Source organism: Pseudonocardia parietis (assembly GCF_017876315.1).
GTDB lineage: Bacteria > Actinomycetota > Actinomycetes > Mycobacteriales > Pseudonocardiaceae > Pseudonocardia > Pseudonocardia parietis.
Map to the genome: position 1 here is coordinate 221789 of NZ_JAGINU010000002.1, position 24088 is coordinate 245876.

25 protein-coding genes and 2 pseudogenes are annotated in these 24088 nt (G+C 70.9%); 14 read left to right on the plus strand and 13 right to left on the minus strand.

The window, feature by feature from the left end; all coding sequences use genetic code 11:
• Positions 1-11 precede the first annotated feature (11 nt).
• The 10 genes from JOF36_RS35375 (at position 12) to JOF36_RS35415 (ending at position 7809) form a co-directional block, all read left to right on the plus strand.
• Positions 12-1409 carry an MBL fold metallo-hydrolase gene (locus tag JOF36_RS35375; RefSeq protein ID WP_210036617.1) on the plus strand — a complete coding sequence of 466 codons (1398 nt, stop codon included), beginning with the start codon at positions 12-14 and terminating at the stop codon, positions 1407-1409.
• A 107-nt stretch (positions 1410-1516) separates the two neighbouring features.
• Complete coding sequence (locus tag JOF36_RS35380; protein ID WP_210036618.1) at positions 1517-2164, plus strand: rhodanese-like domain-containing protein; 648 nt, start codon at positions 1517-1519, stop codon at positions 2162-2164.
• Positions 2165-2600: 436 nt separating this feature from the next.
• Positions 2601-2951 (plus strand): TSUP family transporter, encoded by a 351-nt coding sequence (locus tag JOF36_RS39705; protein WP_245353187.1) that lies wholly within the window; start codon positions 2601-2603, stop codon positions 2949-2951.
• Positions 2952-3207: 256 nt separating this feature from the next.
• Positions 3208-3519 carry a transposase gene (locus tag JOF36_RS35390; protein ID WP_210026741.1) on the plus strand — a complete coding sequence of 104 codons (312 nt, stop codon included), beginning with the start codon at positions 3208-3210 and terminating at the stop codon, positions 3517-3519.
• Positions 3516-4412 carry an IS3 family transposase gene (locus tag JOF36_RS35395; protein WP_112276250.1) on the plus strand — a complete coding sequence of 299 codons (897 nt, stop codon included), beginning with the start codon at positions 3516-3518 and terminating at the stop codon, positions 4410-4412. Before JOF36_RS35390 ends, JOF36_RS35395 begins: the two co-directional genes overlap by 4 nt.
• Before the next feature lie 89 nt (positions 4413-4501).
• Positions 4502-5593, plus strand: coding sequence for an IS110 family RNA-guided transposase (locus JOF36_RS35400; RefSeq protein ID WP_210035210.1), 1092 nt, complete (start codon positions 4502-4504; stop codon positions 5591-5593).
• A 61-nt stretch (positions 5594-5654) separates the two neighbouring features.
• Entirely contained in the window at positions 5655-5801 is a 147-nt protein-coding gene (locus JOF36_RS39710) for a rhodanese-like domain-containing protein (protein ID WP_245353136.1), read from the plus strand.
• Positions 5785-5970, plus strand: a complete 186-nt coding sequence (locus JOF36_RS39715; protein WP_245353137.1) for a rhodanese-like domain-containing protein — start codon at positions 5785-5787, stop codon at positions 5968-5970. The genes JOF36_RS39710 and JOF36_RS39715 overlap by 17 nt, the downstream gene beginning before the upstream one ends.
• 97 nt (positions 5971-6067) lie before the next feature.
• Complete coding sequence (locus JOF36_RS35410) at positions 6068-6328, plus strand: SHOCT domain-containing protein (protein WP_245353138.1); 261 nt, start codon at positions 6068-6070, stop codon at positions 6326-6328.
• Positions 6325-7809, plus strand: a complete 1485-nt coding sequence (locus JOF36_RS35415; RefSeq protein ID WP_210036619.1) for a multicopper oxidase family protein — start codon at positions 6325-6327, stop codon at positions 7807-7809. Before JOF36_RS35410 ends, JOF36_RS35415 begins: the two co-directional genes overlap by 4 nt.
• A gap of 607 nt (positions 7810-8416) precedes the next feature.
• On the opposite strand, the gene JOF36_RS41525 is transcribed toward JOF36_RS35415, so the two are convergent.
• The 5 genes from JOF36_RS41525 to JOF36_RS35440 all read right to left on the minus strand — a co-directional run bounded on the left by JOF36_RS41525 (position 8417) and on the right by JOF36_RS35440 (position 12194).
• Positions 8417-9004, minus strand: a complete 588-nt coding sequence (locus tag JOF36_RS41525; RefSeq protein WP_372447475.1) for an SAM-dependent methyltransferase — start codon at positions 9002-9004, stop codon at positions 8417-8419.
• Entirely contained in the window at positions 8890-10200 is a 1311-nt protein-coding gene (locus JOF36_RS35425; RefSeq protein ID WP_210036621.1) for a lipopolysaccharide biosynthesis protein, read from the minus strand. Before JOF36_RS35425 ends, JOF36_RS41525 begins: the two co-directional genes overlap by 115 nt.
• Before the next feature lie 449 nt (positions 10201-10649).
• The gene (locus JOF36_RS35430) at positions 10650-11324 is read right to left on the minus strand and encodes a TlpA family protein disulfide reductase (protein ID WP_210036622.1); all 675 of its coding nucleotides are present in this window, start codon (positions 11322-11324) and stop codon (positions 10650-10652) included.
• 1 nt (position 11325) lies between these two features.
• The gene (locus tag JOF36_RS35435) at positions 11326-11802 is read right to left on the minus strand and encodes a redoxin family protein (protein ID WP_210036623.1); all 477 of its coding nucleotides are present in this window, start codon (positions 11800-11802) and stop codon (positions 11326-11328) included.
• Positions 11799-12194: a hypothetical protein gene (locus JOF36_RS35440; protein WP_210036624.1), complete on the minus strand. Its 396-nt coding sequence runs from the start codon at positions 12192-12194 to the stop codon at positions 11799-11801. Before JOF36_RS35440 ends, JOF36_RS35435 begins: the two co-directional genes overlap by 4 nt.
• A 343-nt stretch (positions 12195-12537) precedes the next feature.
• On the opposite strand from JOF36_RS35440, the pseudogene JOF36_RS35445 reads away from it, so the two are divergent.
• A pseudogene (locus JOF36_RS35445) lies at positions 12538-12669 on the plus strand (Tn3 family transposase); the annotation flags it as partial.
• Positions 12670-12702: 33 nt separating this feature from the next.
• Here JOF36_RS35445 and JOF36_RS35450 read toward each other — a convergent pair.
• The 4 genes from JOF36_RS35450 to merA form a co-directional block, all read right to left on the minus strand.
• Complete coding sequence (locus tag JOF36_RS35450) at positions 12703-12846, minus strand: hypothetical protein (RefSeq protein WP_210036626.1); 144 nt, start codon at positions 12844-12846, stop codon at positions 12703-12705.
• A gap of 344 nt (positions 12847-13190) precedes the next feature.
• Positions 13191-14558 carry a dihydrolipoyl dehydrogenase family protein gene (locus JOF36_RS35455; protein ID WP_210036627.1) on the minus strand — a complete coding sequence of 456 codons (1368 nt, stop codon included), beginning with the start codon at positions 14556-14558 and terminating at the stop codon, positions 13191-13193.
• Between the two features lie 634 nt (positions 14559-15192).
• On the minus strand, positions 15193-15849 hold the full coding sequence (gene merB, locus JOF36_RS35460) for an organomercurial lyase MerB (protein ID WP_210036628.1): 657 nt from the start codon (positions 15847-15849) through the stop codon (positions 15193-15195).
• Positions 15850-15899: 50 nt separating this feature from the next.
• On the minus strand, positions 15900-17306 hold the full coding sequence (merA, locus tag JOF36_RS35465) for a mercury(II) reductase (protein ID WP_307862790.1): 1407 nt from the start codon (positions 17304-17306) through the stop codon (positions 15900-15902).
• Positions 17307-17401: 95 nt separating this feature from the next.
• On the opposite strand from merA, the gene JOF36_RS35470 reads away from it, so the two are divergent.
• The 3 genes and pseudogenes from JOF36_RS35470 to JOF36_RS40505 all read left to right on the plus strand — a co-directional run bounded on the left by JOF36_RS35470 (position 17402) and on the right by JOF36_RS40505 (position 18716).
• A complete protein-coding gene (locus JOF36_RS35470) occupies positions 17402-17878 on the plus strand; it encodes an ArsR/SmtB family transcription factor (protein WP_307862791.1) in 477 nt (158 codons plus the stop codon).
• 54 nt (positions 17879-17932) lie between these two features.
• Positions 17933-18241, plus strand: a pseudogene (locus JOF36_RS41225) (recombinase family protein); the annotation flags it as partial.
• Between the two features lie 79 nt (positions 18242-18320).
• The gene (locus JOF36_RS40505; protein WP_281072830.1) at positions 18321-18716 is read left to right on the plus strand and encodes a recombinase family protein; all 396 of its coding nucleotides are present in this window, start codon (positions 18321-18323) and stop codon (positions 18714-18716) included.
• 623 nt (positions 18717-19339) lie between these two features.
• On the opposite strand, the gene JOF36_RS35480 is transcribed toward JOF36_RS40505, so the two are convergent.
• The 4 genes from JOF36_RS35480 to murJ form a co-directional block, all read right to left on the minus strand.
• A complete protein-coding gene (locus JOF36_RS35480; protein ID WP_210036630.1) occupies positions 19340-19960 on the minus strand; it encodes a hypothetical protein in 621 nt (206 codons plus the stop codon).
• Positions 19961-20462: 502 nt separating this feature from the next.
• A complete protein-coding gene (locus JOF36_RS35485; protein WP_210036631.1) occupies positions 20463-21764 on the minus strand; it encodes a sensor histidine kinase in 1302 nt (433 codons plus the stop codon).
• An 11-nt stretch (positions 21765-21775) separates the two neighbouring features.
• Positions 21776-22468, minus strand: coding sequence for a response regulator transcription factor (locus JOF36_RS35490; protein ID WP_307862792.1), 693 nt, complete (start codon positions 22466-22468; stop codon positions 21776-21778).
• A gap of 38 nt (positions 22469-22506) precedes the next feature.
• The gene (murJ, locus tag JOF36_RS35495) at positions 22507-24087 is read right to left on the minus strand and encodes a murein biosynthesis integral membrane protein MurJ (protein ID WP_210036632.1); all 1581 of its coding nucleotides are present in this window, start codon (positions 24085-24087) and stop codon (positions 22507-22509) included.
• Position 24088: the final 1 nt, after the last annotated feature.

Consider the following 24088-nt stretch of genomic DNA (forward strand, 5'->3'; position numbering starts at 1 on the left):
TAGGGAAGCTAATGATCGACATTCGAACGATTGCGACGTCCGGCCTCGGTGACCGCAGCTACCTGGTCACCGACGGTGAGGTGGCGGTGGTGATCGACCCGCAGCGCGACATCGATCGGGTCCTGGATCTGGCCGCCGACCTCGGTGTGCCGGTCACGCATGTCGCTGAGACCCACATCCACAACGACTACGTCACCGGCGGGCTCGACCTCGCGCGGCGCACCGGCGCGGCGTATCTGGTCAACGCTGCGGACGAGGTCGGTTTCGACTGCACTCCGATCGCCGACGGCGAGGAGGTCTCGGCCGGATCGATGCGTCTGCGGGCGATCGCCACGCCGGGACATACCCACCATCACCTGTCCTACGCCCTGCTCGACACCACCGCGGACGCAGGCGGCGAGGTGGTGGCGGTGTTCACCGGCGGGTCGATGCTCTACGGCACCACCGGGCGCACCGACCTCGTCTCACCGGAGGACACCGTCGAGTTGACCCACGCCCAGTTCCACTCGGTGCGCCGGCTGGTCGCCGAGCTGCCCGCCGCGGCCGCGGTCTACCCGACCCACGGGTTCGGTAGCTTCTGCGCGAGCACGCCGGCCAGCGGCGCCGACGGCTCCACCGTCGGGCAGGAGGCCACCACCAACCCGGCACTGACCCAGGACGAGCAGGACTACGTCGAGGCGCTGATCGCCGGACTGGGGGCGTTCCCGACCTACTACGCCCGCATGGGACCGGCGAACACGGCCGGACCCGCCCCGGTCGACCTGTCGGCCCCGGAACCGGTCGACCCCGCCGAGCTGCGACGCCGCCTCGAGGCCGGCCAGTGGGTGGTCGACCTGCGTGAGCGCACCGCGTTCGCCGCCGGTCACCTGCCCGGCTCGCTAGGCTACGAACTCTCGACACCATTCGTCACCTACTTCGGCTGGACGTTCGACTTCGACGCCGAGCTGACCCTGATCGGCGACGACCCTCAGCAGGTCGCCGACGCCCAACGCGAATTGGTCCGGATCGGCATCGACCGCTTCGCCGGCGCCGCCACCGGCCCGATCGAGTCCCTCGACGCCGGGCAGGGTCTGCGGTCCTACCCGGTCTCGGACTTCCCCGGCCTAGCCGCGGCCCGCGCACAGCATGGCCGGAGCGGGCTGTTCATCGTTGATGCCCGCCGCGACGAGGAACGCGCCGCCGGCGGGGTCCAGGGATCGGTGCACATTCCGCTGCACGAGCTGGCGGCCCGCCGCGACGAGGTCCCCGACGGCCAGGTGTGGGTCTACTGCGGTTCGGGCTATCGCGCCTCGATCGCCGCCTCGATGCTCGACCGACCCGGCCGCGACCTGGTCCTGATCAACGACGACTGGCCGCGGGCCGCCGCGGCCGGGCTGCCCATCACCGACCAGCCCACCACCGGCAACTGACCCCTACCCAGGCGCCACGCACGGGCACCTCCCAGGGCCCGCCCCGACAGCTGGCGCAGCTCCACGGGGCGATCGCCTCGACGTAGAACGAGAGGACCCCTTCTCCCATGACCACGACCTCCACGCCCGAAACCTCCCCGGCCGGGCACACCGCCGACGCCGACACCGTCATCGCCTGGCACCAGGCCGCCGCGCGCAGCGGGTCCGATACACCGATGCTCGTCGACGTCCGCAGCGCGGCCGAGTACGAGGCCTCCCACATCCGCGGCTCCTACCACGTGCCGCTGGCCACACTGGCCACACACACCCGTGACATCGCCGCCCACATCACGGGCCCCGTGGTGCTGGTGTGCCAGTCCGGGATCCGCGCCGAGCAGGCCCGACGCCACCTCGCCGCGACGGGTCTGGAACACGCCCACGTCCTCGACGGCGGCCTGGCCGCCTACACCGCCGCGGGCGGTGAGATTGTCTGCGGCCGCCAGAGCTGGGCGCTGGAGCGCCAGGTCCGGCTCGTCGCCGGGGCCCTCGTGCTCGCCGGGCTGACCGCGGGGCGGCTCGTCTCGCCGAAGGCCCGAGTGCTGGCCGGCGGGATCGGCGCCGGGCTCACCTTCTCCGCGCTGAGCAACACCTGCGCCATGGGCGCCGCCCTGGCCCGGCTCCCGTTCAACCGCGACGTCGCCGAGCCCGAGGTCGGCGAGATCCTCGCCGCATTGCGAGCCCGGCGGCACGAACGCGTCCGGGACACGCAACGGTGATCGTCTTCGCGGCAGGGTTCGGGCTGCTCATCGGCGCCCTGCTTGGCCTCGTGGGCGGCGGTGGCGGCATCCTCGCCGTGCCCGCCCTCGTCTAGGGGCTCGGGCTCCCCCTGGCCGAGGCGGTCACCGCATCGCTGGTGGTGGTCGGTCTGGCTTCGGCGGTTGCGGTCGCCCCGCGCGCCCGCCGTGAGGTCGACTGGCGCCTCGCCGCGATCATCGGCCGCGGGCATCCCCACGTCGGTGGCCGGCGGGATTGTCCAGCAGCAACTGGACGGCCGATGACTGTTGCTAGTCTTCGCCGCGCTCATGGTCGCCGCCGGCCTGCGGATGCTGCGCGGCACCGACGAGGCCGGCGGGGTGTGAGCTTCCCGGCGGCGGCGTCGCCTGGCGCCACTGCCTGCCCCGCGCCGTCGCGACCGGGCTGCTGGTCGGGTTCCTGACCGGATTACTCGGCGTCGGTGGCGGTTTCCTGCTCGTGCCCGCCCTCGTCGTCGCCCTCAGGCTACGGCCCCCGAGTGCGGTGGCCACCTCGCTGGTGGTCATCGTCATCAACTCGATCGCCGCGCGCCTGCCCTACCTCACCGCCGCCAGCGCGGCCGGTACCGCGGGCGGGCTCGAGTGGTGGATCATCGGCGCGTTCGCCGCCGCCGCGATCCTCGCCTCGCTCCCGGCCGGCCGCCTCGCCCGCCGGTTGCCAGCGAGGACGCTGAGCCGCGGGTTCGCCACACTGGTCCTACTCGTCGCCGCCGGCGTCACGACCCAGACCGTCATCGCTATCGCCACCTGACAGTGAGGATGATGTAGGTGAGCCCCGCAGCGGTCGGTCTGACCCACCGCCTGACTGACTCCTGGTCCTCAACCGGATCTGTCGGCCGGTCCGCTGCGGGGCTCGCTTGCACTCACCAGACGGCGGTTGTGACCTCATAGGAGCCTGTGCCAGCAGGCACCCATCACTGTCTTGTCCGCTCGCCCTGAGCTTCCCCCGCTTCGCCGGAGTCTTCGAAGACTGGTCCCATGGTTAGGGACTGGGAAGGAAGGCTCTGTTGGCAGCACCGAGGAAGTACCCCGATGAGCTGCGGGAACGGGCGGTCCGGCTGTATCGACAGTCCGAGCCGCGGCCGTCGTTCAAGCGGCTGGCCGAGCAACTCAACGTGCACCCCGAGGCCCTGCGGAACTGGGTCCGTCAGGCCGAGGCCGACGCCGGCGAACGGCATGACCGCCCAAGCACTGACATGGTCGAGGAGAACCGCAGGTTGGCCGCCGAGAACGCCGAGCTGCGGCGGGTCAACGAGGTCCTGCGCGCGGCGAGTGCGTATTTCGCCAGCGAGATCGGCCCGACCCGGAGGTGGTCATGAGCTTCATCGACGCCCATGGCTTCCCGGCCGGTCTCGTACTGCGGGTCCTGGGCATCCCCGCCTCGACCTACTACGACTGGCGGACCCGCCGCGAGTATCCCTCGCGCCGTGAGCTCGACGATGCCGCACTGCTCGAGCAGATCGTCAAAGTGCGCAGCGTGAACGAGTACGCCGCGACCTATGGCTCGCCGCGGGTGTGGCTGGAGCTGCGCCGCCAGGGCGTGCGGGTCGGGCGCAAGCGCATCGAGCGGATCATGCGCGCCCACGGCCTGCAGGGCGCGCATCTGCGTCGGGGTTGGAAGCACGGCTCGACCCGGCAGGATCCGAACCACACCGCCGCCCCGGATCGGGTCGAACGCAACTTCCGGGCCGACGCGCCGAACCGGCTTTGGGTGGCGGATCTGACGCGGCTGGTCACCGGGGAGGGTGTGCTGTGGCTGGCCAGCGTGCGGGATGCGTTCGCCAACCGGGTCGTCGGTTGGGCCACCGGTGAGCGGGCGACCACTGCGTTGGTGCTCACCGCCCTGGATCATGCGCTGCGCTCGCGTCAGGTGCGCTCCGGAGAGTTGATCTTCCACAGCGACAAGGGCGCCCAGTACACGGCGCTGCGATTCACCCAGCGCCTGGTCGACGCGGGTGTCGCGCCCTCGACAGGGTCCACAGGCGACAGTTACGACAACGCTTTGGCTGAGAACCTGTGGTCCACGCTCAAGATCGAGCTCGTGTACTGGCCGGGCACCACCTTCGCCACTCGTGCCGAGGCCGAGCACGCCCTGCTGCGCTACATCGACGGCTGGTACAACCCCCGCCGGATCCAGGCCGGGCTCGGCGGGCTCTCACCCGACGAGTACGAGGACGCCTACCATCGATCCCAGCGCGACGATCACAGATGACCCGGACTCCGGGAAACCGGGGGAACCTCACCCCGGCTGGTGCGTGCCGCCCTGCCCGGTCGAACGAGTACAGGACGGTCATGCCCACGATGACACACCCCCACCCCGCTGACACCGCCGTCCCCGGCGAGCCCCGCCAGGTCACCGGCGGGGTCGACACCCACAAAGACACCCACACCGCCGCCGCCCTCGACCAGGCCACCGGCCAGCTACTGGGACACGCCCAGTTCCCGGCCACCGCAGCCGGCTACGCCGCGCTGGTGTCCTGGCTGCAGACCTTCGGGCTGCTGGTCCGGGTCGGGGTCGAGGGCACCGGCGTCTACGGCGCCGGCCTGGCCCGCCACCTACACACCGCCGCGATCACCGTGGTCGAGGTCGACCGCCCGGACCGCAAGACCCGCCGCTGGCAAGGCAAGTCCGACCCGGTCGACGCCGAGGCCGCCGCCCGCGCCGCCCTGGCCGGACGCGCCACCGGTGTCCCCAAGCAGCGCGACGGACGAGTCGAAGCCCTGCGGGCGCTGCGCGTGGCTCGCCGCTCCGCGGTCGCCGCCCGCGCCGAGGCCCAGACCCAGATCCGATCACTGCTGATCACTGCCCCCGACGAGCTGCGCACCCATCTCGCGCCCATGAGGCTGCGGGAGCTGCTGACCCACTGCGCCACCCGACGCCCCGACCCCGCCCACGCCGACCAGCCCGAGACCGCGACTCTGATCGCGCTGCGCAGCCTGGCCCGCCGCCACCGCGAGCTGACCACCGAGATCGACGACATCGAGTCGTTGATCGCGCCGCTGGTGACCGCGATCAACCCGAGCCTGGCTGCGATGCACGGGGTTGGTCCCGACGTCGCCGGACAGCTCCTGGTCACCGCGGGCGAGAACCCGCACCGACTGCGGTCCGAGGCCGCGTTCGCGATGCTCTGCGGGGCCGCACCACTGCCCGCGTCGTCCGGGCGCACCCACCGCCACCGACTCAACCGCGGCGGGGACCGACAAGCCAACGCCGCGCTCTACCGGATCGTGCTCTGCCGACTGCGCTGGGACCCACGCACCCGCGACTACGCCGACCGCCGCACCGCCGAAGGCATGAGCAAGAAAGAGATCATCCGCTGCCTCAAGCGCTACATCGCCCGAGACATCTACCGCGCCCTACTCACCACCCACGACCTCGAACCCGCCGCTTGACATCCATAGGAGCATCCGCCGCGATCTGATCTACGCCTCCCGACACGAAGGAGCACCGCTCATGACCGTCCGTGAGATCTCCGTCGATGACCTCGCCGCCGCCCGCGAGGCAGGCGAGGTGACCGTGATCGACGTCCGCAACCCCGACGAGTACGCCGAGGGCCCACATCCGCGGCGCCCGCCTGATTCCGTTGCCCGAACTCGGTGACCGCCTCGCCGAGGTCCCCACCGACCGTCCGGTGCACCTCGTGTGCCAGTCCGGCGGTCGCAGCGCCCAAGGCGCCGAACTGCTCACTGCGGCCGGACTCGACGCGGTATCGGTCACCGGCGGCACCCGGGGCTGGATCGCCTCCGGGCACCCCACCACCACCGGATAGCGCGCCACCCCACCGGGTAGCCGAGCCGGATCACTGCACTGCACGAGAGCGACATCCGACGCCCCCTGCACCGAGGTGGGCGCCGGGCGAGGAGGTCATGACGATGATGGGTGGATCGATGATGGGCTGGGCTTGGGTATGGCCGGTCCTGGTGCTGATCGGGCTGATACTGCTGGGCTATGTCGTGTTCCGGCTCGCCCAGAGCCGCGCACGTGCCGGCGCGGCACCGGGCGAGGGAACCCGGTCGGCGGGACTGCCGCAGGCTCGCCCGTCGGCGCGGCAGATCCTCGACGAGCGCTACGCCCGCGGCGAGATCGACGAGGACGAGTACCACCACCGCCGCGACGAGCTGGCATGAGCGCGGCGACCTCGATCAGCCGACGCCGCGCGCTGGGACTGGCAGGGCTCGGCGCCGCCGCCGTTGCGGCCGGTGCCACCGGCTGGCTCGGCGGATTCTCCGGTGCCGGGACCGGCCGGCTACGGCTCCCCGCCGGGGAACCGTTGCAGGACCCAGCCGTAGCGCCCAGCCGCAGCGGGCGACTCGCGGTGGAACTCACCGCCGCCCCGGGGGCGAGACTGGGCGGGCAGGACACCGCCGCGCTCGGCTACAACGGCTCCACGCCCGGCCCGACGCTGCGGGTCCGTCCCGGCGACGAGCTCGCCGTGCGGCTGACCAACCGGCTCGACCAGCCCACCAACCTGCACACCCACGGCCTGCGGGTGTCCCCGCAGGCCAACAGCGACAACCCGTTTGTGCGGGTCGACCCCGGCACCTCGTTCGACTACCTGTACCGGATCCCGCCCGATCACCCCGCGGGGACGTTCTGGTATCACCCGCATCACCATGGCGTAGTCGCCGACCAGATCTTCGCCGGCTTGGCAGGGGTCCTGCTGGTCGACCCGCATCCCGGGCCAGGCGCCCCAGAGCCGGCGGTCTCCACGGACCGGGTGCTGCTGATCACCGACACCACCCTCGACAGCGGCGGACAGATCGTGGACCCGACTGCCATGGACCGGGCCATGGGCCGCCAGGGCGAAATGGTGCTGGTTAACGGCCAGTACCAGCCCACCATCCCCGCCACCCCCGGCGCGACCCAACGCTGGCGGGTCATCAACGGCTGCGTGTCGCGGGCGCTGGCGATCGGCCTGCAAGACCACCAACTCGGGCTCATCGCCTACGACGGCACGTTCCTTCCCGCACCCGCAACCCGCGACCGGGTCGTGCTCGCGCCCGGAAACCGCGCCGACGTCGTTGTCCGTCCCGGCGCCGCCGGGCCCTACGCCCTGCGCACCGACCCGGTCGAGCGCGGCGGCATGGGCGGCATGATGGGCGGCGGCACCGCCACCAGCGGGTCCACGACTCTGGCCACCATGATCGCCGCCGGGACACCGGTCACCGCGCCCCCGCTGCCGGCGGCTCTCCCCGCTGAAACCCCCGCCGCCGGCGGCGCATCCGCTCAGCGGCAGATCACCTTCCAGATGGGCATGGGTGGCATGGCCGCCGCAAGTGGGATGTCGTTCACAGTCGACGGCCGCACCTTCGACCCGCAGCGAGACGACCAAACCGTCGAGCTCGGCGCCATCGAGGACTGGCTCGTCACGAATCCGAGCCCACTAGCGCACCCCTTCCACCTGCACGTATGGCCATTCACCGTGCTCGCCACCAGCGACGGCACCCCACCACTCGGGGTCCCCCAAGACGTCGTACTGGTCCCTGCACAAGGCTGGGCACGGATCCGGATCCCGTTCACCACCCACCCCGGGCGCAGCGTCTACCACTGCCACATCCTCGACCACGAAGACGCCGGCATGATGGCCACGATCAACGTCCGGGCTTGAGGAGCGCGGCGCACCAATGTCGTATCCAGCGGTCGGCGGCGGCGGTGGCGGTACTGCGCCTGAGCCTGCGTCTCGTGATCGGTCGTTGCGGCACGGCGCCACCACTGTCGCGCCCCGGCGCCCCAGCGCCGTCGGACCGCTGCCCACGCACGAACTCATCCCTCGAAACGATCAGTGCCGGCATGGGTCGCTTCTCGACACCGGTCGACCGGCGGCCCGTGAGCCCGCTGCGGTACGACGGTATAAGGACAGCGCTCCCGCACCACGAGGGTGGCGTGGATGCTCCGGTTGCGGCGAATTGGCGACCGGCAACTGCTGCCTCTCCCCGGAGCGCTCGGCCGCCGTGATGGTTCCCGGGGTGAGAAACAGGCCGTGTCCCGGTGGCGCCGCGTGCGCTGCCAGGGGTCAGGGACCGAGCCGTGTGCTTCGAGCGGTCACGGGCTGGCCCTGGGGCCAGCGACAGTGCGGTCGGTGGGGTCACCGCGTCATCGGTGCCGCCGGGGATGGGGTCCGTTGGTCGTGATGGGGGTGTCGTGAACAAGGTGGCCGGCGAAGCCGAGGGCTTCCTCGATCAGGGCCACCAGGTGGGTGCTGGCCAACCGGTAGATCATGCGTCGGCCCTCCCGGTGGGTGCGGACCAGGCCCACCATGCGGAGCCGAGCGGGGCCAGGTCGACCGGCGCGTCCCCGCGGTTGAACCGGGTCTGGGGCACGTCAATCTCCGAGATATCGACGGCCACCAACTCCTCACACAGTGCTGCCAGTGATTCGGTGAAGAGGCCTTCGGCGCACCCGACCTCAAGACCTCGAGTGACGTGTCGGTCGCCGAGTACTCGGATGATGTCGGCGTACTTCTGCTGCTCGTAGGCATTCGTTTGCTCGATCGTAGGGGTCGATGCCCGAGCTGAACAGGGACTGTTGCATCGACTTACCCCAGCTGGGTTGCCATAGCCACGACCATTCGGCAAACCGTGCGGTGAGCTCCGGCCGGCGTCGCAGCGTCGCAGCGGCGAGGCTGCGTAGCGGTGCAGTTGCCAGACCGGTGCTCCGGTTGATCGCGCGTCGGATGGCCTGACGTAGGTTAGGCATCGAGCTTTCCTTTCGGCACCTGCTGGGGTGCGATCGCGCGCACCCGGGCAGGTTGGGTGCTGAGCAGCGTCGCCGCGGCGACGATATGGACGCCGACGAAGACCCAAGCCGCACTAAGCGCGACACTTCCAGCGACGGTCGGTACGACCGCCAATGAGGCAAGGGTCGTCGCGGCCACAGCAATGTGTGGGCGGGCGAATCCTGTCGCATCCCCGATTGCCTGGCGGACGCCGAGGACATGGACGACGATCAACCGCGCCGCTGCACCGGCGAGCAGAATGCGCAGCGCGCTTGTTAGCTCGACGTACTGTGGCCCGAAGATTCCGAGCAAGGGGCCGGCGAACACGGCTCCGATAGCCAACGCAGGAAGAAAGAGCGCGAGAAGACGACGGAGGGCGCGACGTGCCTGCGTCACAACGCGGCCGGGATTTCTGGCAACGGTGCTCGAGAGCGAGCTGACGAAGTAGGTGGCCACGATGTCGATGACCGCGACGGCCTGCCAGACGATGAAGAACCGGCCGCCGACGTCCGGGCCGAACCGGAAGGTGATCAGTAGCGGGACTTGGTGGTAGAGCAACGCCAGGGCGAGCGAGCCGACCCAGGTGGGGCCGAGGAATCCCACGACCTCGCGGCGTGCGGGGAGGTTCGAGCTCTCTGCTGCGGCACGTCCGTGTCGTACCGTCACGACGACCGCGGCGATTCCGAACACGACAGCGCAGGCCACGATCGGACCCACCCAGGCCCACAGCAGGGCCGTAGCGTCGGCGCCGGCGCCAAGCAGCAGCAGGATGGTGATTCGGCTGCTTCCGAGCAGGAGGTTGCGCGCAACGGACCACCAGGGCTTGTCCACTGCAACCATGATGAAGTCGAGCAGATGCAGGGTACTCCAGCCGACGGCGGCCAGAACGAACACGGCCACGGCGGGCGCTCCACCACCGGCGGCTTGGCGGATCACCTCGGTGCCGGGCAACAGAAGGTAGAGCGGCGCCACAATGGCCGTTGCGATGGTTGCGCCCAGCAGGCTACGACCGACCAAGGCCGCAACGCGGCGCCCACCGGTCGGCACCCAGCGCATGAGCGCGACACCTAGATTGAATTCGGTGAAGCCCGCCACCAGCAGGAATCCTGAAACGAACGCCGAGACTTCTCCCACGGCGGTCGGCGAGACGAACCGGGCTGCGAGTACCCAGCTCAACATCCCCGCGCCAGCGCTAAGCGCCGCGCTGATCGACAGCGCCAGCCCATTGGTCCAGGAACGGTCTGGTCTGGAGGTGCCATCGGCATCCGACGCTAGTCGTGGCATCGGTGCACTCCGCCACACCTCGCCGGTCGACGGTGTCGCCGCTCGGCGAACCGATGTTCTCGGCCAACATGTGCGGCTCGGTCCGGCGCCCGGCTATCGGCCACGTACCTTCTGCGGACGGGATGAGGGAGCCTGCGTGTGGCTCTTCGGCGGAGCTGGACGGCAGTCACGTGTCTGCGTCGCTCAGGTGCGAGAAGGCCTGCTGACGCCGGCCGTAGGCATCGGGCTTCAAAGGCCGACTGCGATGAGCGCGGATATAGCTGCGGCGCGCGGGCGCAGGGCCGTCATCGTCCGCGGGGTTGGTTGTGTACAAGATCCCTCCGCGTGATGAGAAACCAAATCGGCGATTGCGCGCGTGGTAGAACCGTGTTCCATTCGCCACGGTTGCTGCTGTCCGGTCGATGAACCACTCCGACGCGTCCGGTGACGATCCGTAATAGTGCGGCCGCTTACGGCTCTGCCAGGTATCGCTGTACTGTCCGGGCCACTTCGCCGGGTTCGGTGAAGACCACCGGCGAGGCCACTCGGCGTATTGATCCGTCGGGTCGCAGGACGTAACTGGCTGGGATGGCATTGGGCACCTGGAGGGCCGCCCACAGCGTGCCGCGCGTGTCGACGACCGAGGGGTAGCGGGTGTCGAGATCGGCGAGCAGGCCTAGGGCCGAGGTGGCGTTGTCGCGTACATCGATGCCTACCACGGGCACCGCGCCGGGCAGCTCGGCGTAGGCGTTGAGCACCGGGATCTCCTCGCGGCAGGGCGTGCACCAGGACGCCCACACGTTGAGGAGCGCCGGTCGCCCCGCCAGCGCAGCGGCCAGGTCGACCGTGCCGGGAGCACCGAGACACGGGACCGTGATGCCGGCCAACGGCCCCCCGGGCGGCATCCCGACGCCCCCTGGCGTCGGACATGGCGCCAGGTCCGCGCGGGAGCGTAGCGGAGCCAGCTCGGCGTCGGGCGGCATCGCAATGAACGGCTTTTCGCCCGTCACCCGCCACGGCGACGTCTGCGGGTCGCCGGACGCGGAATCGTTGTCCTGCGGCCACAACGCCACGATTCCGACGATTGCCAGCACGACGACGACAATCGTCCACAGCAGCTCCGAGCGCACGCCGGTCCGCAGCATCTCAGCTCCCGAAACCCAGCGGCGCCCCGGAAGGGGGCTGCACCGGCACCGCTGTCCGCTGCTGTGGGCGCTGGCCGGCGAGTACCGCACGGGCCGGCCGCGGGTAGGTCGTCGGTCCGGCAGTATTCGCGACGACGGTGCCGGCCGGATCGAGCACGAAGGTCTCCGGCACGCCGAAGATCCCGCTGTCGCGGATGGCGCGCGGGCTGGGGACAGTCACATAGCGGTAGTCGTTCCCGCCGCGCCGCCTCGCATCCAGGAAGGCCACTACCGAGTCCGGGCCGTCCTGGTAGCCGATTCCGACGAGCATGACCCCGGCGTCGCGGTCCTGTTCGGCCACGGTGACCGACGCGGAGTGCTCCCTCTCCCGACAGGCGACGCACCACGAGGCCAAGAGGTTGACGGCGACGACGCGACCGCCGCCGCCCAGCTCGCTGTGAGAAGGTGTGCCGTCTTTCTCGATGTCGAGCAGCGTCACCGTTGGTGCCGACCGGCCAGCGCGGGCATGGATCCGGCCTCGCACGGCGCGCCGCGTGCGAGCACGTGAAACGTGCTAGACCGGTGTCCCCCCGACCGGCGGACACGCATGATCGGTCGTCCCGCGCGCAGCGCGGCCAGCGCTTGCTCGACCCGGTCGAGTACGGCCGTCCTGGTCCGATCATCGGTGCCGACAGGTTCGATCGTCACCGTTCCGAGGAACTCGGACGCCGAGCCGTACCACTCGTCCGCCCAGTTCACGACGAGCCGCGGGTTGTGTCCGATCCGCTCCTCGCCGATTGTCCGGTGGTCGAACCCGAGCATCGCCAGGATGGGGTCGTCGATGAGCGTGTCGATGATCTGCTGGTGCACGGTCTGGGGAGAAGTGCTCACTCCGCGTCTCCGGGTAGTTGTTCCGCAGCGGCTGCTCCGCCACCCTCGGCACCGGAGGCTAGGAGGCGTCGCGCAGAGGAAGTGCAACAGAAGTTAAGGCGACGGTAAAAACTGTCGGGTGGTCGCGAGTGAGTTCGCCGTACCCGGTTGTTCTCGGTAACGTCACGGTTCGATGGGCGATAGTTGTGCCATGAACCCGTCGCCGAGTCCCGCCCCAGACCACGGCGGGTCCGGAGGTCTAGGGAGCTGGCGTGCGCATCCTCAGTGGCCCGGTCGGCCGGTCGATCGCATTGCTGGCGGGGCCGAGCGTGTTGCTGGGGGTGGTGGTCGCTGGAATGGCCGGGTGACGTTGGTCAATTTTGGGCTGTTCGACCTGCTCGGACTGCAGCTCTCGCCGCGCATCCGGGACTTGGGCAAGCTCACCCTCTACCGCGCCGGATCACGAGCGCAGGCCGAGGCCGACTTCGCGCAGAGCAATAGTCAAGACCTGTGGATGAAGATCTTTTAGCTAAGCGAGCTCTCCGAGGTCAGGTTTTCGGGGGTCGTTCTTGTTGAGGCGGCAGTAGATGGTGGGCCGGGTGACGCCGAACTCGGCGGTGATCTGGTTGACGGTGTAGCGGCGCTTGCCGTCGGGGCCGGTCTCCTCGTACATCAGCCGGGCAAGGCGGGCCCGGCGCGGGCCGAGCTTCGGTTTCTGCCCGTCGGTGCGGCCGCGGGCCCGGGCTGCTTCGAGTCCACCCTGGCCGCTCGAAGAGCAGGCTGACCTCGAATTCGGCGATCGCGCCGAGGATCGAGAAGGGCATGCGCCCGACCGCGGTGGAAGGTGTCCACGCCCTGGTCGAGCACGACGAGGTCGACCTGTCGTTCCTGGAAGGGTGCGGGAGAGCTCGATGAGGTGCTCCAGTGATCGGTCGAGGCGGTCGGGTTTCGTGATCGCGATCTGGTCGCCGGCGCGGGCGACGAGTGCCGCGCGGCCGCCGGCCCCGAACATCCGGTTCAGGGTTGTGGGTGTGCGGTGAGGTCGAGTTCGTCGAGGGCGGTGAGGAAGCCTTCGCTGTAGGTGGGGAATTGGGCGACCTGGTCTTGCAAGACCTCAATCGGGATGGCGGCGCGGGTGGCCAGGGCGGCCTGATGAATCCACTCGCCGGCCATCGGGGCCACAGCCCAGGCGCCGAGCAGCACCCCCTGGTCGGGGTCGGCGAGCAGCCCGAGATGGCCCCAGGGGTGTTGTTCGTAGGTCGAGGGCCGGGCGATCGCCGCTGCTAGGTCGAGCTCGGCGGCGGTGGTACGCCGACCTTGTTCTTGGGCTTGGGCGGCGGTGAGGCCGACGGCGGCGACCTCGGGGTCGGTGAACACCACCCGGGGGATGCCGTCGTAGGTGGCGGGGTGGGGGCGGCCGAGGATGGCGTCGGCGGCGATGCGGGCCTGATAGGCCGCGACGTGGGTGAACGGCATGACCGCGGTGACGTCCCCGATCGCCCACACCCCGTCGGCGGCGCGGCAGTGCTCGTCGACCGGAATCTCCCCCATCTCCCCGAGGGTGACGCCGACCGCGTCCAGGCCGAGGTCGCCGGTGCGGGGGCGGCGACCGGCGCCGACGACCACCACGTCACAGCGCAGCTCGCTGCCGTCGTCGAGGGTGAGCACGGTGTCGGCGCCGTCGCGGCGGGCGGCGGTGGCGGTGACGCTGGTGCGGACGTCGATCCCGTCGCCGCGCATCCGCTCGGCGAGCAGCTGCCCGACGCGGGGTTCCTCGCGGGAGAGCAGTGTGGCTGAGCGTTCGACGATGCTCACCTGGGCACCGAAGCGGTTCAGGAAGTGCCCGAGCTCGGCGCCCACGGCGCTGCCGCCGAGCATGACCACCCGGCCCGGGATCTCGGTGGTGGTGGTGGCTTCCCGGTTGGTCCACACCGCCACCGTGTCTAGGCCGTCGACCGGGGGCAGGACCGCGTCGGAGCCGGTGGCGATGATGATGTGCTCGGCGTGCAGCGTGCGGTTGTTGACTTCGACGGTGCCGGGCCCGGTGATCCGGGCTGGGCCCTTGACCACGGTGGCGCCGGCGTTCTCGTAGCCGGTGATCTGGTTGCTGTCGTCGAGGTGGCGGATCATGTCGTCGCGCCAGGCCCGGGTGCCGGCCCAGTCCAGGCGGGCGCCGTCGACGCCGGCGGCCCGGTCGACCTCACCGCGGGCCTCGGGTGGGCGCAGCAGGGTTTTCGAGGGGATGCAGGCCCAGTAGCCGCACTCGCCGCCGATCAGTTCCTGCTCGAGGACCGCGACCCGCTGCCCGGCGGCCATCAGTCGCCCAGCGGCGGATTCTCCGCCGGGGCCCATGCCGATCACGATGGTGTCGAACTGCTCGCTCATAACGCTCCTTTGAAGGCGCCCGGGGTGTGGGTGGTCGGGTCAAGCACGGGTCAGGGGCGGCGGCCGCGCAGGCACCAGGCGGCTTCGGTGGCCGCGGCGACGGCCAACCCGAATGCGAGGTGGCGGCGAGTCCGCGCAGGTGGGTCGAGAGCGGGTAGGCGCGGTTGGGTGCGGAGAACCCCAGCGCCGGGGTGATCGCTTCGTCGGCGACCAGACTCATCGCCGTACCCGTCACCAGTCCCGCAGGGATGGGACGCAGCCGGCGGCGGCGCAGGTAGGTATAGACCGGCGCCCAGGAGACAGCCAGCCCGTAGTGGAACACCAGTGCGGCCTGGTCGAGCTGCTGCTCGGTGGGGTACAGACCGAGCAGCTGGGTGGTCTTCTGCGCGGCGACCCGGTACGGGGGCCCGGGTCGGGCGTGGTCCTCACGGGCCCGGTCGTCGGCGGATTCGAGCTCGTAGAGCTTCATGCTCACCGGCTCCATGGCCTTGGTACCCAGGTAGCCGGCCAGCGTGGCCACGGCCAGGTCCTCGACCAGGTTCTCGGTGTAGCCGCGACCGCGGTGGGTGGCGGCTTTCGTGGTCCGCACGGGGCCTCTCAGGGTCAGGAGGGGGGTGTGGGGTTCCGCGTCCAGTCAGCAGCAGCCGGTGTGTCCGCCCGCGACCATGTCCTGGGCGAGGCGCCGACCCAGGTCGAAGGCTTCCTCCATGGACAACACGGTGCCGCCGGGGTGCTCGGTGAGCCAGTGCTGGGCGGCGGCCGCGGTGGTGAAGAAGTGCACCTGGTCGCAGAACGCCGCCCGCACGCTCGACGCGCCGCCGTCGGGGATCAGGACCGACACCACCGCGGTTGCCGGCTCCAGTGCGGTGATCCCGCTGTCGGGATCGACGCTGAGGTGCACGAGCTCGCCGCTGCCCGGAGTGAGGGATACGACCTGCGCGGGGCGGCCCAGCACGGTGGGGAAGATCAGGGTGTCCAGCGCGCACCAGGTGTAGAGCGCCTGGCCAGCGACGGTGAACTGGTGTGGGGTCTCGCGCAGGGTGATGCCGTGCCCGACCACCGCGCCGTGCTCGTCGTACTCGGTGTCCGAGAGCCCGGCCAGTCCGTCGCGGACCTCGCTGGCGCGGCGCCCGGTGGTGTGGGCGAGGTCGTCGACGGTGACCGGATGCCCGCGGGCCAGCTCACGTAGCAGCGCCGGCCACAGCCAGCCCATCGCGTCCCCGCCGGCGCCGGGGGCGGAGCAGATGGTCTCGCTGAGCCGGGTGGCGAGGTGCTCGGCGTCGATGCTCATGACAGAAACGTCGCTTCCGATGAGGGGATCCAGGAGGGGTGGGCTGGGGGTCAGGCGCAGCAGGAGGTGGGCATCTGGTTGCGGAACTGTCCGGCGGCGATGCGCAGGCCCTCGGCCATGGTCAGGTACGGCGCCCAGGTATCGGCGACGTCGTCGACGGTCATGCCGGCGGTGATGGCGTAGGTGGCGGCGAGCATGATCTCCCCGGCCGCCTCGGCGGCGGCGTGCACTCCGAGCACCTGCCCGGTGTCGGCGGCGGCGACGATCTTGATCGCGCCGCGGGTGTCGCGGCTGGCCAGCGCCCGGGGCACGTCGGCCAGGTCCAGCACCCGGCAGTCGCAGCGGTGCCCGGCGGCCAGCGCCTGGATCTCGCTGAGCCCGGCCGAGGCCAGCTGGGGGCGGGTGAACACCACCGCGGGCAGCCCGGTGTAGTCGACGGTCGCCGGGCGGGGCCCGGCGGCGTCGGTGGCGTTGAGCGCCGCCACGCGTCCAGTGGCGGCGGCGACGTAGACGTACTGCGGCGCCCCGGACACGTCGCCGGCGGCGAAGATCCGCGGGTTGGAGCTGCGCTGGGCGGCGTCGACGGAAACGAAACCCCGCTCGTCGGTCTTCACCCCCGCCGCGTCCAGGCCCAGCCCGTTGGTGCGCGGGGTGCGCCCGGTGGCGACCAACAGGCGAGCCCCGCTCGGGCGCCGCCCGCTGGCGGTGACCACGACGACCCGGCCGCTGTCGGTCTGCTCCACCGCCACGGCGCGGTCCTCGAGCACGGTGATGGCGTCGTCGGCGAACACCTGGCGCAGGGTGTCGGCGAGTTCGGGTTCGGCTGCGGGAGCGAGCCGCCCGACGAGGGTGACCCGGGCCCCGAGGTGGGCGAAGAGCTGGGCCTGTTCCATGCCGACGTAGCCGCCGCCGATGACCACCAGCGACTCGGGCAGCTCGACGAGTTCCATCGCGGTGGTCGAGGTCAGCCAGTCCACCTGCTCGAGCCCGGGCAGCTGCGGGTCGCCGGGTTCGGAGCCGGTGGCGATCAGGTACGCCCGCGCGGGCAGCGGTTGGTCGTTCACGAGCAGTGTGTCGGGGTCGGCGAAGTGGGCGTGCCCGGAGCGGACCTCGAAGCCGTGGGCGACGGCGACGTCGGCGTACTTGGCCTGGCGCAGCCGGCTGGTCAGCTCGTCTTTCTGCGCCACCAGCGCGGCCAGGTCTACCGGGCCGCCCGACCAGGTCGGGGCGCCGGGGAACGGGTTACCCAGCGCGCTGTGGCGCGCCCCGGCGGCGGCCAGCAACGTCTTCGACGGGATGCACCCGACGTTGACGCAGGTTCCGCCCAGGGTGGCGTGCTCGACCAGCGCCACGGTCTTGCCAGCGCCGCGGGCGGCGATCGCGGCGGCCATCGCCGCCCCGCCCGAGCCGATCACCACCAGGTCCAGCGCTGCGGTGTCCTCCACGTCGTCGTCCACGTCGGGGCCTCCTGACGTCCGTTGAACTCGCCTGAACAGTCCGATCCGGGTAAGCGAATACATGTTAGCGTAGTGACATCTGTCAAGGCGGATGCGTGACACGGTGGAGTGACGAGGGAGCGCAGCGGATGGTCACCAGCTCGAGGACGGCACCAGGCCCGCGGGCCGAGCCGGCCGCGCAGGCAGGCGGCGAGGTCCCGGCACCGGTGGCGGGCGCCGAGGTGTCGGCGCCGCCGCTGCTCGGGCAGGCCGGCGAGCAGGCGGGGATGGTGGCGAAGTTCTTCCGCGCCTTGGGTGACCCGACCCGGCTGCGGCTGTTGGAGTTCCTGCTCGCCGGCGAGCACACCGTCAGCGAGTGCGTCGCGCACGTCGGGCTGTCCCAGGGCCGGGTGTCGACCCACCTGGCGTGTCTGGCCGACTGCGGCTACGTCGCGGTGCGCCGCGAGGGCCGGTTCTCCCACTATCGAGTGGCCGACCCGCGGGTGGCCGACCTGGTGGTGCTGGCCCGCTCGCTGGCCGCGGACAACTGCTCCGCGCTCTCGGCGTGCGCGCGCATCGACTCCCGACCCTGACTCGATCCCGCTCTGACCTCGCTGGACCGGCCGGTGTGGTAGGTCCCGGCGACGGTGCGCCCGTCCCGGCCGACCGAGGGCCGGGGCAGCTGTGGCGGCCGGGCACCCCGCCGCCGGCGCCGATTCGCGCCGACACCCCCCACGGACATCCGCGTTGGCTACGCCCACTGTTCCCACCTCACTCAGGAACTCCAGTCCCAACTCGACGCGCTGGCAGCAGCCGGCATCGGCCGCGACAAGATCTTCGCCGAGAAGGTCTCCACCCGCGTCCGGGTCCGGCCGAAGTTCGAGCAGGCCTTGGGCACCTGCCGCCAGATCAAGGCCCACGCCCCGCACTGCCGGGTCATCCTCACCGTGTACGAGATGAAACGACTCGGCCGCGATAGCGCCGAGCTGACAGCGCTGGCCGACCACGCGACCCGCGCACGGCATCGCCCTGGAAATGCTCGTCGGGCCGTTGACCGGGGTCTACGACCCGTCCGGCACCGGCCAGGTGTTGTTCGCGTTCTTCGCCGCGATGGCCGAGACCGAACGCGAGAACATCCGGGAAGCCACCCTCGAAGGGCTGAACGCAGCTTCCCGCAAGGGAAACCACGGCGGCCGTCCGCCGGTGATCACCGACGACATGCTGCACACCGTGCTGCGCCGCCGCGCCAGCGGCGAGTCCGTCGAGGACATCCGCCCGGACCTGATCATCCCCACCGGTAAACGCAAAGGCCGCAACCCCAGCCTGGCCAGCATCTACCGGGTACTCGCCGAACACGAGAAGGCACAGGCGTACCCCGATGCAGGCGAGCAGGCCCACGCAGACTTCACCGCGCTCCAGGCGAGTACCTGACCTGCACCGCCAGCCGCCCACGAAATCGCTGGTCAGTCGTATCCGCCCGACTTTCGGCGAGCTCACCAGGCGGCGGCCCTACCGCTACGCCGAGGAGGCCGTCCGCACCCAGCTCGCTGCTCGCTCGCCGCGGCCGCCGCCGACGGGTTGCTGCGCCCGCAGGTGGACCTGACCGTGCTGGGCCGCTCGGTGGTGAGCCTGGTCGTCGGGCACAACCTGATCTGCGAACGCACCGACACCCTCGACGAGCTCACCGGACGGCTGGCCGACATGTGGAAGGCCCTGCTTCCGCTGATCGCCATCGACACCTGGCTGAGCACCTGGAACTGCTGCAGCACCGGGCCGTGCACCGCGGGGAGATCCTCCACGAGCAGCTGCAGGCGGCGCTGCACTGGCGCATCGTCCTCGAGCAGGCCAAGCTCGCAACCTGCGCGAGGACGATGCGCACCCAGGCGACCCCTGACCCGCGGCGGTTATCTCTTTCGTGCCCGTCCCAGCCCGGCGGGGCCGGTCCGGTCGGGACAGCGAGGTGGACTCAGTCGACACCTGTGCTGCGGCTCTGCAACGTCGGGTCGGGTCGGTACCGGCCGCTGGTCACGTTGAAGACCGCCGCGTCGCGCTCATCAGCGATCGGTCGGGGCCGGCCGGGCACTGCGGCGGGCAGCACCGTTCGGACGGTCGGCGAGGCGCTCAACCAGGTCGGCACGGGCGAGTCGCTCAACCAGCTCCGGCAAGGCCGCCTCCGGCAGCCCTTGGCCCCGCAACTGTTCCTCGCAGCTCGCCACCACCCCAGCCACGCCCGGCGGATCGACACGTCCTGCGAACTCGGCGACCAGGCGGTCGCTCACCGACAGCATGCCCCCAGCCTCCCCGCCGTGCCGGCCACGCCGGGCAGGGAAGCGCTCGCTGTCCTTCGCCGGTTGTCGATGACGGTCAGCAAGGTCGGCGAGAAACCGGCGCAGCACGGCAGTCCGCTGGTCCAGCTCGGCGGCGATCAACTCCGCGTGCAGGATGTCATCGGCCCCGTCCCGGGCGGCGAGCGCGCGGTGCCGACGCACCAGATCGTCGATCGAGTCAAGGAACCGGTACACGGTCGAGCGCTCGGCAGCAGGAACCTCCCGGGGTAAAGACTCCGGCGCCGCCGACCTGCCGGACACCGGCTGGTGACCGATCAGCTCTACGGTCATGCGACGCTGTCCGTCGACCGTGTCGGAGCTGAACGTGTCGGGGTCGGGCTCGGGCATCCGGTCGGTCCATCGGGTGGTGGCTCCGCTAGTACCCACCTCCGATCAACGTATCGCGAGGCGACGACGAGCCCGGTTGCGACGCACGACACCATCCGAACCGCTGACGAGCATGAGCCCACGCGGGGCAGGACAACGACGGTGTGGCACCGGGGTTTGGCGAACGGGTCATGGCCGTCGATCAGGATCGTCGGGGAGCCGGTGAAGCCGGACCGCTCGGCCTGGGCCTAATCGTCGATCACCAGGTTGTGAAGGTCGTTGTAGTCAGCCCGGCCTCGGCCAGCGCCTGCCGCAGCCGCTCGGCGGTGAGTTGCTCGTTGGGGCAGTCGGACTCGGGCAGGAGCCACGCGGCGCGGCGCTGCCGGGCGAGCCGTTGACACTGCAGGCCAGCAGCGGCACGGTGCCTGCCCCTCCGCCGCCTCCCGGCTCGCCACCCGCGGTCGGACCCCCCGCCGGACCACCGCCACCGGAGGAAGGCGCGACCGGCGGTGACGGTGGCTGATCAGTCGGTCGTCTTCGCGGTGGAGCCCGGGTCCGAGCCCTCGGCAGAACCGGCTCTGGACCGGCTCGGTAGGAGCAGGGTCACTGGCGACGAGGTTGTGCCGACGGTGAGCCGCCCGCCCTCGCTCTCGGCGAGGCGGCGTGCCAGTGGCAGACCCATGCCGCGTCCGACGCCCCGATTCGTGAGGGCGGAGCTCGGGATCCCGGGGCCCTGGTCGCCGACGTCGATCGCGATCGCGTTCTCGCTGACCTCACGAGCGGAGATCGACACATCCCCGGCTCCGTGCAGGAGCGCGTTATCGAGCAAGACACCGAGGATCTGCCGGACGGCGGCAGACGAGGCGTCCGGCTCGGGCAGGGAGCCCGGGAGCAGGGAGGAGAACGAGCGGCCGTCCCGCGTCAGGCGCGGGCGCCACTCGTCGTCGAACTCGGAGAACAGGCGGGGGAGGTCGGCCGGCGCCGAGGTCGTCTGCCGTTCACGCGCCAGGGCGAGGAGCTCGTCGATCGTCCGCTCGAGCCGGTCGATCGACCCCAGCCCGTACTCGATCTGCGGTCTCGTCATGGGCTCCGCCGCGTCGAGTGCGGACTCCAGTCGCAGCCGCAGACCCGCGAGCGGAGTTCGGAGTTGATGGGAGGCCTCCGCCGAGAACGCGCGTTCGCGGGCGAGGAGGTCGTCGAGCCGGCATGCGGTACGGCTCAGGGCTCCGCTCACCCGGTCGGTCTCCGCGATGCCGCTGCGCTTCGGGCTGATGCCGAAGTCCCCGTCGCCCAACCGGTCCGCGTCGTCGACCAGTCGGTCGAGAGGTCGGGACAGGCGCAGCGCCAGGCGGCGAGCGAGCAGCCATGTCGACACCAGCACGACCGCGGCCAGAGCCGCCATCCCCAGCCAGATCGGCATCACGGATGCGTAGACCTGTGACGAGGGTGCGGTGGCGCGGACGGCACCGACGATGTCGTGTAGGCCGCTGACCGGGACGGCCACGACAAGGTCGTCGGCAGGCGGCAGCCCGGTGCGCCCACCGAGGACGTAGTCCACCGCGGCGTCACCCTCCGAGGGGCCTGCTCCGAGGAGCAGTGCGCCGTCGGCGTCGTAGAGCGCCACGGCAGCGTCACTGGGGCCGTCCGGAAGCGCGCGCGGCACGCGGTCATGGGCCATGTCGCTCTGCACGCTGCGCGCCGCGAACCCGGCCAGCCGCTGCAGGGACGAGTGTTCCTCGGAAACAGCGAACTCGGCCAGGCCGATGGCCAGCGGTATCCCGAACAGCGCGACGGCGAACGTCGCGGTGATAAGGGCCAGTCCCACGACCCGCGACCTCATCGATCCGTCCCTTCGCCGCCGTTCGGTGGCCACTCCAGGCGGTAGCCATGTCCCCGCAGGGTCGTGATGCGGGGTGCCCGGTGTGCGGAGAAGGACGCCAGGAGCCTGCGCAGATTGCCGACGTGGACGTCGAGTGTCTTGGTCGGGCCGATCCAGTGCTCGTCCCACACGTCCGACATGAGTTGGTCACGGCTCAGCGCCGTGCCGGGTTCCCTCGCCATGCGAGCGAGCAGGTCGAACTCCTTGTTCCGCAGCTCGACACCGGTGTGCCCGATCGACACGCGCCGACCGCTGAGGTCGATCCGCAGGTCACCGAGTTCGATGACCTGGGTCGTGCCCTTCGGTTCCGACCGGCGAAGGTGCGCGCGGACCCGGGCCAGGAGTTCTGCGAGACGGACGGGTTTGGTCAGGTAGTCGTCGGCGCCGGCTTCCAGACCGACGATCACGTCCATCTCCGCGGTTCGGGCGGTGAGGATGACGATGATCGCCTCGGGGAGGACTGTCCGCATCCGGCGGCACACCTCGGTCCCGTCGATATCGGGCAGGCCAAGGTCGAGCAGGATCAGGTCGAAGGGAACCTCGGCCACCGCCCTCAGCGCCGTCGCGCCGTCGGTGCGCCACACGGTGTCGAAGCCGTGGCTCCGCAGGTTGATCTGCAGGAGGTCTCCGATCGTATGGTCGTCCTCCACCACAAGCACCCGTACCGACACGGCATTGGCTCGCACGTTCACGGCGTTGTCCACCGACGGCGCTTCGATAGGTGACCTGCCGCGATGATGAAGACGGTGACGTAGATTCCGAGGGCCCCGACGAGGACGAGCGCGGTATGCCACAGGTCGGTGGCCGGGCCGACGCCACTGACCGCGACAACGGCACCTGCCCCGAGCGCCGCGGTCGCCGCAGCGAGAGCCGGGCGGAGCAGCGCTCCGGCGGCTCCTCGGAGCGGTCGCCGTCCCGTGGTTCGCACGATGAGCCGGGCGGTGCAGACCAGCCCGACCGTGTAGGCGAGCGAGAAGGCCGCGCCCAGCCCCACCACGACGTACCCGGCGGGCAGCAGAAGCGATGCCAGCACGGCCAGCAGCGACTGGATCAGGGCGATCACGATCTGCACCATTGCCGGGCCCCGGGTGTTCTCCCACGCGTGCAGGGTCCGGACCAGTACGAACTGGAACGAGTAGATCACGACGGCCGGTGCGAAGGTCGCCAGCACCAGGCCCATGAACCACGTGTCGGGCCCCGGGTTGCCGGGGAACAGCAGTCGAGTGATCAGCGGCGCGGTGATCAGCAGTGCGCACGCCACGGGCAGGAGCAGCCGACCCGACCGCACCAGGGCCTCCGTTGCCGCACGGGCAACGCGGTCGACGTCGTGCTCGACGGCTGCGCGGGCCATGCGCGGGAAGGCTGCCGTGACGACGGAGACCGCGATGATCGCGTGCGGGACCAACATGATCATGTTGGCGTTGGTGTACTGCGCCAGGCCGGCCGCGTGGTCGGCGGTGTCTGCCGCGGCCGCGCCGGCCGCATTCGCGACGATCGCGGTGATCGAGTACGCGATCTGGTTGGCGGCGACGAACAGGACGGTCCAGCCGGCGAGCCGCAGGGAACGGCCGATTCCCGCCGCCCGGAGGTCTCTGCGGGGCCGGACGCGAACACCTGCCGCGCGCAGCGCCGGCAGGAGGACCAGGACCTGGACCAGTACGCCGGCGGTGGCGCCGCCGGCGATGGCGAGGACCTCGCCGGGCGATACCGTCTCCGCGGCGTTCGCGTCCGGCCCAGTGGCGATCCCACCCAGGAACAGGAACGGGACCGCGGCGGCGATTCCGACGACGTTGTTCGCGACCGGGGCCCACATCATCGGCCCGGGCCGGTCCCGGGCCAGGAGCACCTGACTGAGCACCGCGAAGATCCCGTAAAGCGGAATCTGCGGCAGGCACCACGCCAGGAACGCGGCGAGGAGAGCGGTGTCCCGCGGCGGCCAGGCGCCGCCCGTGTAGAGACGGGCGATCCACGGGGCCAGCAGCACCCCGATGACCGTCGCAGGGAGCAGGACGAGCAGGGCAACGCTGAGAAGGCGTCCGGCGAACGCGTCACCCTCCTGCCGCCCGTTCGCGGCGGCCCGGATCAGCTGCGGGACGAACACGCTGCTGATCGCACCGCCGGCCAGCAGGGTGTAGACGATCGAGGGGAGCGTGTTGGCCAGGGTCAGCGCGTTGCCCACTACGTGGAGCCCGAAGGCCGCGGCCCAAACCGACGCGCGGACGAAACCCAGGACCCGGGACAGGGCGGTGGCGACCGCGAGCCCCGACACC